This window comes from uncultured Algoriphagus sp., assembly GCF_963974365.1.
In the GTDB taxonomy this organism is placed as follows: domain Bacteria; phylum Bacteroidota; class Bacteroidia; order Cytophagales; family Cyclobacteriaceae; genus Algoriphagus.
In genome coordinates, this window is record NZ_CAXBBX010000005.1 from 305,257 (window position 1) to 314,332 (window position 9,076).

At 39.7% G+C, this 9,076-nt stretch carries 9 protein-coding genes; 4 read left to right on the plus strand and 5 right to left on the minus strand.

Going from position 1 to position 9,076, the window contains the following annotated elements; genetic code table 11:
* Positions 1-175: 175 nt before the first annotated feature.
* A complete protein-coding gene (locus AACZ87_RS09210; protein ID WP_283412892.1) occupies positions 176-601 on the plus strand; it encodes a peptidylprolyl isomerase in 426 nt (141 codons plus the stop codon).
* A 209-nt stretch (positions 602-810) separates the two neighbouring features.
* Here the strand turns inward: AACZ87_RS09210 and AACZ87_RS09215 are convergent, their stop codons facing one another.
* The 4 genes from AACZ87_RS09215 to rsfS all read right to left on the minus strand — a co-directional run bounded on the left by AACZ87_RS09215 (position 811) and on the right by rsfS (position 4,959).
* On the minus strand, positions 811-1,641 hold the full coding sequence (locus tag AACZ87_RS09215) for a hypothetical protein (RefSeq protein ID WP_339866609.1): 831 nt from the start codon (positions 1,639-1,641) through the stop codon (positions 811-813).
* Complete coding sequence (locus AACZ87_RS09220; RefSeq protein ID WP_339866610.1) at positions 1,638-2,414, minus strand: UDP-2,3-diacylglucosamine diphosphatase; 777 nt, start codon at positions 2,412-2,414, stop codon at positions 1,638-1,640. The genes AACZ87_RS09215 and AACZ87_RS09220 overlap by 4 nt, the downstream gene beginning before the upstream one ends.
* A 60-nt stretch (positions 2,415-2,474) precedes the next feature.
* Positions 2,475-4,547 (minus strand): ATP-dependent zinc metalloprotease FtsH, encoded by a 2,073-nt coding sequence (gene ftsH, locus AACZ87_RS09225; RefSeq protein ID WP_339866612.1) that lies wholly within the window; start codon positions 4,545-4,547, stop codon positions 2,475-2,477.
* Positions 4,548-4,611: 64 nt separating this feature from the next.
* Positions 4,612-4,959: a ribosome silencing factor gene (rsfS, locus tag AACZ87_RS09230; protein ID WP_339866613.1), complete on the minus strand. Its 348-nt coding sequence runs from the start codon at positions 4,957-4,959 to the stop codon at positions 4,612-4,614.
* A 63-nt stretch (positions 4,960-5,022) separates the two neighbouring features.
* Between rsfS and AACZ87_RS09235 the strand changes: the two genes are divergently transcribed.
* Together AACZ87_RS09235 and ahcY are read left to right on the plus strand one after the other, a co-directional pair.
* Positions 5,023-5,781, plus strand: a complete 759-nt coding sequence (locus tag AACZ87_RS09235) for a biotin--[acetyl-CoA-carboxylase] ligase (RefSeq protein ID WP_339866614.1) — start codon at positions 5,023-5,025, stop codon at positions 5,779-5,781.
* Between the two features lie 83 nt (positions 5,782-5,864).
* A complete protein-coding gene (gene ahcY, locus AACZ87_RS09240; protein WP_339866616.1) occupies positions 5,865-7,184 on the plus strand; it encodes an adenosylhomocysteinase in 1,320 nt (439 codons plus the stop codon).
* A 49-nt stretch (positions 7,185-7,233) separates the two neighbouring features.
* Here the strand turns inward: ahcY and AACZ87_RS09245 are convergent, their stop codons facing one another.
* Complete coding sequence (locus AACZ87_RS09245) at positions 7,234-8,052, minus strand: hypothetical protein (RefSeq protein WP_339866618.1); 819 nt, start codon at positions 8,050-8,052, stop codon at positions 7,234-7,236.
* Positions 8,053-8,150: 98 nt separating this feature from the next.
* Between AACZ87_RS09245 and AACZ87_RS09250 the strand changes: the two genes are divergently transcribed.
* Entirely contained in the window at positions 8,151-9,041 is an 891-nt protein-coding gene (locus tag AACZ87_RS09250) for an SDR family oxidoreductase (RefSeq protein WP_339866619.1), read from the plus strand.
* The last annotated feature ends 35 nt before the right edge of the window (positions 9,042-9,076 follow it).

Sequence of the window (9,076 nt, forward strand, 5' to 3'; positions counted from 1 at the left end):
TCGTTTGGTCTTTAGTATGGCAAAATGATGCCAACCCTAATATAAAGCAATAGGATGGGTTTTTGAGGGAGAAGTGTCCAAAAGTGTACGCTTTTATACTAAAATCGGACATTAGTTTCGGGTTTTCTCCCTTAATAGATTTTTGTAACTTTGTCCTTTACTAAAAAATAAGACTATGCAAGCTAAAAAAGGGGATGCAGTTCAAGTGCATTACACTGGAAAATTAGAAGATGGAAGCGTATTTGATTCTTCAGCAAATCGCGAACCGCTAGGATTTACCTTAGGCGACGGAAATATGATTAAAGGCTTTGACACTGCAGTTGACGGCATGAAGTTGGGCGAAAAAGTTACTGTAACAATTCCAGCTGCTGAAGCTTATGGCGAGCGCAGAGATGATATGATGATTGATGTGCCTATCGCACAAGTGCCGGCTGATATCAAGCCTGAAATCGGACTCTCTTTGACTCTTCAGGGAGGAAATGGTCAGCCTATGCCAGTAACTGTTGTTGGTGTTGATGCTGAGAAAATCACTTTGGATGCAAATCACCAGTTGGCAGGAAAAGATTTGATCTTTGATATTGAGTTGGTAAAAGTCAACTAATAGCTCTCAATTGACAAAGTACCAAAGGCCATTTCATTACTGAAATGGCCTTTTTTTGATATTTCTTTTAACTAAAGAAGGCTCGGAGATTTTCAAATAGTGTGTGACGTAGTGCAGCCCTGCTTCTTGTGCAGCTGAACTTTGATGATTTTTTAACATGTTGAATTCTGAATGTTGAATAAAGTATGATGCAGTAACAAGAAACCGCTTTACTTTAATGCTTTTATCCAGTCGGGAGTAGGGTAAAGGCTGATTTTGTTTTTTGAAATTACAGCTAATCTTTCTTGACCGATTTGAAGGTAAATACATTCTGGACTATCCAATTGAGCTAAGGTTAATGATTCGTTGGTTGATAAGGATATTGCCATCAGTTTATCATCAGCGATCCAAAGAAGATGCTCGTTGTAATAGCAAAGTTTATTGACGTCTGTTATTTCTAATTTTCGCATCAGATTCCCTTGATTATCAAAAATAAAAATACCTGTATCGGGCACATTCATAAACAATCGATTCTTGAATTCTCGGATTTCAATGACATTCAAATCGCTTGAGTTCAGAATCAAATTAAGAGGCTGAGATTGAATGATCTGATTTCTCAAATAATCTAATGACTTCAAATTCAGATCTGATTCATCCCAAACCCAGACCACATTATTGTTTCCAAGCGTAGCTGCTTTGGCTAAGTTAATATCTGCCAGTAGAAATCCTTTTTCTGCCAAAGGATTCAGAAATCTATCCAAAATCCTATACTCCTGAAGATCCTCAGAAAAGCTAAAAATGTTAACTGTCCAGCCTGCTTCTAATTGAGCTAATCTTCCTTGGCGAGCTGGTGAAAATAGGTTGAGTTGCTTGCCTTCTTGGCTGAACAGGTAAATATCTCCTGAAATGTTGCTAGCAAATAGTTGATCCTTAGTGTCAAAGGAAATTAAGTCAAGGTTGTCAACTGCGATTTCAACTAGAGGAGGTCCAAGTGAATTAGGACTTTGAGCATTTCCAAAAAGTGGAAGTACATACAGGATCAAAATGAAAAGAGACCTCATCCTTTGAAGGTAGTAAGCTTTGCTTCTTGACCATCAAATGCCAGGAATGTGTTTTGGGTAACCCATTCTCCAAGATTAAAATAAGTGGAATTGGATCCTACAGCTAATTCCAATGGCAAATGGCGATGACCGAAAATGTAGTAGTCATGATGCTTTTTTTGCTCAAGTTCCTTGCAGTAAGCCCAGAGCCATTCATTCTCTCCAAGAAAGCGATTTTCATCTTTTTCATTATTTGTGATCCGACTATGACCAGACCATCCTTTTGCTAGTTTGACTCCTAGATCTGGGTGAAACCATCTGAATAGCCATTTTGCAACAGGATTTGTAAAAACTCGCTTAAGGATTTTATAAGAATTGTCTCCAGGACCCAGTCCATCACCGTGTCCAACAAGGATTGATTTTCCTTCTATTTTTAACTCAATGGGATGCGTGTAAACTGGAATTCCCAACTCTACGGTAAAATAGTCTTTCATCCATAAATCGTGATTTCCTGTAAAAAAAATGATAGGAATACCACGTTCCCTTAGCTGATGTATTTTGGAAATGAAAGGGATAAATCCTTTAGGGATTACCTGTCCATATTCGAACCAAAAATCGAAGATATCTCCCACCAAAAAGATAGCAGCAGCGTCATTTGAGACTGAATCAAGCCATCTAATGATCCGTTTTTCGCGAATCTTGCTTTCTGTCTCATTTGGCGCACCCAGATGAAAGTCAGACGCGAAATAGATTTTTTTTCCATTTAATGGGAAATCCAACGGGGATGATTGCATAGCTAAAGGTAAACGGGCGTAAACGAAATAAAAAAAGCCCCGAAAAATTCGGGGCTAATATTAGATGATTCGATTATCTGAATTTGGCTCCGGAATAGGATCTACCAGTGGATCTGAAGATTCAGGATTGGAAGATTCTCCTTCCTTATTTACCAAATCCGGCTCTTTTACTTCGTCCTTCTTATTGGTAAATGCTTGATAAGTTGTTTCCTTATCGAAAGGTCTTTTACCAATTAAGCGCTCGAGATCAGATTGGAAAAGGATCTCTTTTTCTAAAAGCTCTTTAGCCAAGATTTCAAGTTCTTTGATTCTATGAGTAAGCAATTCCTTAGTTCTGTCATAAGCCGACTGAATCAATTTTCTAACCTCCTCATCGATCACTTCAGCAGTAGTTTCAGAGTAAGGCTTGGTCATTTTGTAACCGTCACCTTTAGAATCATAGAACGAAACGTTCCCAATTTTATCATTCATACCGTAAACAGAAACGATGGAGTAAGCCAGCTTAGTCACTCGTTCTAAATCACTTAAAGCACCAGTTGAGATCTTTTTGAAGATTATTTCTTCAGCTGCACGACCACCTAGTGTCATACACATCTCATCCATCAACTGCTCTGTTTGATATAAGAACTGCTCCTTTGGAAGGTACTGTGCATAGCCTAAAGCAGCAACTCCACGAGGAACAATACTTACTTTGACCAATGGATCAGCGTGCTCCAAGAACCAGCCAGCTACTGCGTGGCCTGCTTCGTGAAACGCTACAATTTTCTTTTCTTCAGGAGAAATGATCTTATTTTTCTTTTCCAAACCGCCGATCACACGATCGACTGCATCTTGGAAATCCTGCATATCTACTGCAGTTTTATTTCTTCGAGCCGCGATCAAAGCAGCCTCGTTACATACGTTTGCTATTTCAGCACCAGCAAATCCTGGAGTTTGAGCAGCGCATTTTTTGGGGTCTACATCATCAGCCGTTTTGATAGGCTTCAAGTGTACTTTGAAAATAGCTTCTCTACCTACGATATCTGGCTTGTCAATAGAAATCTGTCTGTCAAAGCGACCTGGTCTTAGCAATGCGCTATCCAAAACATCTGGTCTGTTGGTCGCAGCAACTACGATAACCCCAGTATCAGTGCCGAACCCATCCATTTCCACCAAAAGGGAGTTGAGCGTATTCTCTCTCTCGTCGTTAGAGCCTGGCATTTGTCCTTTACCTCTGGATCTACCAATGGCATCAATCTCATCAATAAAGATGATACAAGGGGCCTTTTCTTTAGCTTGCTTAAACAAGTCACGAACTCGGGCAGCACCTACACCTACAAACATTTCTACGAAATCTGAACCTGATAAAGTGAAGAAAGGCACGCCAGCTTCACCGGCTACAGCTTTTGCAAGCAAGGTCTTACCTGTACCTGGAGGGCCTACTAGCAATGCACCTTTAGGGATTTTACCGCCTAGCTTAGTGAATTTGCCTGGGTTTTTCAGGAATTCTACGATTTCCTGAACTTCCTCTTTTGCCTCGTCAAGTCCTGCCACATTGTCAAAAGTGATCTTGACTTTATTTTCGGCATCGAATAACTGCGCTTTTGATTTACCTACATTGAAAATTTGTCCACCTGGTCCCGAAGGTCCTGACATGCGTCTCATCATAAACCAGAAGAGTACAAATAGCAGAATCAAGAATCCAAAGCTTCCGAAGTAGCTACTCCAATTTTCTTCAGTAGCGACAGACAATTCTATTCTGTCTTCCTGAGGTACTTGTTCTTTTAATGTGTCAAAATCAGTTGCAAATTTGTCTACTGATGCTACCTGAAATGAATAATGAGGGCCCTGAGGATTGAAAAAAGTAGAATTTGATTCCAGTTCTGTTTTATACTTATCTGTAGATAATGCCGAGGAATTAAGTGTCACATCTACGCGCTCCATGTTTTTAACCATGGTCACCTTTGATACATCTCCTGCCACATACATATCCTCAAATCTCTTTTGAGTAATATCAACAACAGAATTTCTGTTCTGAATCCAAGTTAGACCTAATAGGACAGCCACAGCTGCAATAATTAGCCACAACTGGAACCCTGGCTTCTGGGGAGTCTTTGGTGTGAATTTTTTGTTCTTATTATTAGTATCGCTCATTTCTTATAAGGTGATTTCATAAACTTAAGGTAAAACGGTGAGTGGCGCTGAAAGTTCGAAGGTTTTATCCGATTTTGGTAACTTTTGCATCACCCCAAAGATCTTCTAACCCATAAAATGATCTTTTATCTTTAATGAAAATATGGGCAACAACGTTCACATAATCCACCAAGATCCACTGACGGCTACTTTTACCTTCACTTTTCCAAGGGTTCCCTTGACCACTTTTATATACTTGCTCTTCGATAGAATCTGCAATAGCGTCAAGTTGTGTGTCAGAGTTGCCTGAGCAAATAACAAAAAAATCTGTTACTGTGTTTTTTATGTTTCTTAAGTCCATCAAAATGATATCGGAAGCCTTTTTCTCCTCCATTCCTTTGATGATTACTTTGCTCAGCTCTTCTGCTGTCATATTATTCATTTAATTTTGCAATGTCCTGGATTTACACATCCATTTTAGACGAATTCAAAATTTATGTATAAAATTCTTGCCAACACGATTTTTTTAGGGAAAGATGTTCATTTCCTGCCAGAGTGTCACTCGACTAATGACATTGCTCTTAATCTGGTCAGGCAAAAGCTAGCAATCGAGGGGAGCATCGTGATCTGTGATCATCAAAGTAGAGGAAAAGGCCAGAGGGGAAATACCTGGCAATCTCAGCCTGGTCAAAATTTAACTTTTTCGCTCGTTCTCAGACCAGATTTCATGGATATCTCAGAACAATTTTACCTAAATATGGCTGTCTCGAATAGTATCAGACGCCTACTTCAAGAATATATTCCAAATTTGGAGGTGAAATGGCCAAATGACCTTATTGTGCCAGCCTTTGGGAAAATTGGAGGGATTTTGATTGAAAACACCTTCTCTGGCAAAGAATGGGAATATGCGATTGTGGGAATTGGTTTGAATATAAATCAGCAGGATTTTGAATCCTCCAATGCGGCATCTATTCGGTCTATAACCGGAAGTCAGTTCGGATTGGAAGAATTGTTCCGACTCTTGGTCACACAGCTAGAGCAGGGATATATTCAGTTGAAAAAAGGGAAGTGGATCGATATCAAGTCAGAATACATGATGAATCTTCACAGGATGGGGATTTGGTCAGATTATTCAGCCGACGGACAACAATTTTCCGGGAAAATAGTTGGGATAAATGAATTTGGGAAATTAGAAATAGAAACAGAAAATGGTGAAATACGCTCGTTTGGATTAAAAGAAGTGGCCTTTGTGTAGCCTGTTATTATTTTAGTTTCCAAATTTTATACGGTACCTTTGCAAAAGTTTTAAATGAAATCAATACGTTAATTATAAATATTATGTCAGAAACTAAATCTGTAGAATTCGTGCAATACAAAGTAAAGGATATTGCATTAGCAGAGTGGGGAAGAAAAGAGATTAAACTTGCAGAGGCTGAAATGCCAGGGTTAATGTCTCTTCGTGAAGAATATGGTGCTTCTCAGCCACTGAAGGGTGCTAGAATAGCTGGATGCCTTCACATGACAATTCAAACTGCTGTGTTGATCGAAACTTTGGTTGCTCTAGGAGCTGAGGTTACTTGGTCTTCCTGCAATATTTTTTCTACGCAGGATCATGCGGCTGCGGCTATCGCTGCTGCTGGAATTTCTGTCTATGCATGGAAAGGATTGAATGAAAAAGATTTCGATTGGTGTATCGAGCAGACCTTATTTTTCGGAGAAGATCGTCAGCCGCTCAATATGATCTTGGATGACGGTGGTGATTTGACGAACATGGTTTTGGATCAATATCCTGAACTAGTAACTGGTATCAGAGGACTTTCTGAAGAAACGACTACTGGCGTACACAGACTTTACGAAAGAATGAAGAAGGGTACACTTCCAATGCCAGCAATTAATGTTAATGATTCTGTTACCAAATCTAAATTTGACAATAAATACGGTTGTAAAGAATCATTGGTTGATGCTATCAGAAGAGCAACTGATGTGATGATGGCTGGTAAAGTAGCGGTTGTAGGAGGATATGGTGATGTTGGAAAAGGTTCTGCAGCTTCTTTAAGAGGTGCAGGAGCAAGAGTAATCGTTACTGAAATTGATCCGATTTGTGCGCTTCAGGCCGCAATGGATGGCTTTGCTGTTAAGAAAATGACAGATGCTGTCAAAGAAGCAGATATCGTAGTGACAGCAACTGGTAACAAGAATATCATCACCGAGGAGCATTTCAGAGGGATGAGAGATAAAACTATCGTTTGTAATATTGGTCACTTCGATAATGAGATCGATATGGCGTGGTTGAATGGTACTTATGGAAGCACAAAAATTGAGATCAAACCTCAAGTGGATCTGTATAATGTAGAAGGAAATGAGATCATTGTTTTGGCTGAAGGTCGATTGGTAAACCTTGGTTGTGCAACTGGTCACCCATCTTTCGTGATGTCTAACTCATTTACCAACCAAGTGTTAGCTCAGCTTGAATTGTGGAATAATACTGACGAGTACAAGCCTGGAGTTTATGTATTGCCAAAGCATCTGGATGAAAAAGTAGCTGCTTTACACCTAGCTAAATTGGGTGTGGATCTTGAAGTGCTTTCTCAAGACCAAGCAGAATATATCGGAGTTACAGTAGAAGGCCCATTCAAGCCGGACTATTACAGATATTAATAGACTGAAAGTCAAGTTGAAGCCCCGATGCAAATCGGAGCTTTTTTCGTTAGTCCCCGTTTGGATTCAGGAGTAATCTTCTACCATCAGGCAAAATTGCATTTGCATAAACTATACATTCCCCAGGTTGAGATTCATAGGTAAGAATATAAGTTGCTTCTGAAGTACCTGAGCGTGATACAGCCCAACTTTCTTTAGCGGAATTGGGTAGAATTAAATTTTGTTGATAGCAGGAGATGTCATGTTTTACGGGACTATCCATGATAATTTCAAAATCTCTTCCCGCTGCATTCTTTCCTTCAATCCTTCCCAATGAAACCAAAGTTGTTAATGAATCACCTTCATAATTTTTTATGTGTACGAATTTACCATTGAAAATAGTGCTAAGATCTTTTTCTGTTTTCTCAGTGATTTCAGAGAAATCCTCCGAAACTTGAAGGGAATCATCACTACTAAAAGTTCTTATTCCTTTGATTGAATTTGTGCCAAAGAAGTAGTCATCATATTCCATTGTCCAAACACTCGATACGCTATCGGCAGCTTGATTATATGAAAGGATTAATTTCCCACTTCTTCCATATTCTCCAGTCTGAACACAAGTAGTACTTGCTAAGAAGTTTAGCGTGACCTCTTTAGTGTTTTCATCGATCGAAATTTGAGGACAGCTAGGTAATTTGAGCGAATCTTGTAAAAGGTATTCCTCCCAAGAAATCATCGCGAAATACAAACTTTCATTCCATACTTTAGAAATATTGAATAATTGAGTAGCCTCAATAGCTACATCAGTGGTAATATCCTTATCCTCTTCTTCCCCGCAACTCATCAAAATAGGAATGAGTACGATGAGCCCTAAAATTAATTTTCTCATTGAAAAGCAATTAAAAATTTTAAAGTTGGTTTAGTTTGGTTCCTTCAATTACCAAGCCGAATTACCTATCTTGGAATTCGACGATAAACCACAAATTTATGATTTTAGCAGAAGGTATGCTTAAAGCAGGAGCGCTGAAAGGAAAAAACATTATTATAACAGGAGGAGGAACCGGCCTAGGAAGATCGATGGGGGAGTATTTTTTGGAGTTAGGTGCCAATTTGGTGATTACTTCACGGAAGTTGGACGTGCTCCAGGAGACTGCCAAAGAAATGATGACTACCAAAGGTGGAAAAGTAGTTCCTCTAGCATGTGATGTACGCGAAATTGATCAAGTCGAGGCCATGTGGAAGGATGCCACAGATCAGCTGGGGCAAATCCATGTGGTCCTGAATAATGCCGCAGGGAATTTTATAAGTCCCACCGAGAGACTTTCGACTAATGCTTTCAATACGGTTTTGGATATTGTGCTCAAAGGCACTTCTCAAGTTACTCTTACTGCAGGGAAAGATTGGATTTCAAAAAAGCAGGCAGGTACCTTTCTAAATATCGTCACTACCTATGCATGGACTGGTTCAGGCTATGTAGTTCCTTCTGCTGCAGCAAAGGCGGGAGTATTAGCAATGACTCGTTCATTGGCAGTGGAATGGGCAAAATATGGGATTCGATCGAATGCAATAGCTCCTGGTCCTTTTCCTACAGAAGGTGCTTGGAGCAGGTTATTGCCTGGAGCATTGGTGAAGAAATTTGATCCAGCCAAGAAAGTCCCTGTTGGCAGGGTAGGAGAGCATCAAGAATTGGCCAATTTAGCCGCCTATTTAGTCTCAGATTATTCCAGCTATGTGAATGGCGAAGTGATGACTATCGATGGAGGTGAATGGCTAAAAGGTGCCGGAGAATTTAATAATCTGGACCAGATACCAGAAGAGATGTGGGATATGATGGAAGCTTCAAGAGGAAAAAAAGCATGGAGGCTGTCTCAAAAATAGATAGTTTAAAAGGCTAGTCGATTACTCGGCTAGCC

Excerpts from the sequence above, each read along its gene's own strand:
- AACZ87_RS09235 (WP_339866614.1), top strand. The coding sequence starts at position 5,023 with ATGTATAAAATTCTTGCCAACACGATTTTTTTAGGGAAAGATGTTCAT.
- rsfS (WP_339866613.1), bottom strand. The coding sequence starts at position 4,959 with ATGACAGCAGAAGAGCTGAGCAAAGTAATCATCAAAGGAATGGAGGAG.
- AACZ87_RS09220 (WP_339866610.1), bottom strand. The coding sequence starts at position 2,414 with ATGCAATCATCCCCGTTGGATTTCCCATTAAATGGAAAAAAAATCTAT.
- ahcY (WP_339866616.1), top strand. The coding sequence starts at position 5,865 with ATGTCAGAAACTAAATCTGTAGAATTCGTGCAATACAAAGTAAAGGAT.
- AACZ87_RS09250 (WP_339866619.1), top strand. The coding sequence starts at position 8,151 with ATGATTTTAGCAGAAGGTATGCTTAAAGCAGGAGCGCTGAAAGGAAAA.
- ftsH (WP_339866612.1), bottom strand. The coding sequence starts at position 4,547 with ATGAGCGATACTAATAATAAGAACAAAAAATTCACACCAAAGACTCCC.
- AACZ87_RS09210 (WP_283412892.1), top strand. The coding sequence starts at position 176 with ATGCAAGCTAAAAAAGGGGATGCAGTTCAAGTGCATTACACTGGAAAA.
- AACZ87_RS09245 (WP_339866618.1), bottom strand. The coding sequence starts at position 8,052 with ATGAGAAAATTAATTTTAGGGCTCATCGTACTCATTCCTATTTTGATG.
- AACZ87_RS09215 (WP_339866609.1), bottom strand. The coding sequence starts at position 1,641 with ATGAGGTCTCTTTTCATTTTGATCCTGTATGTACTTCCACTTTTTGGA.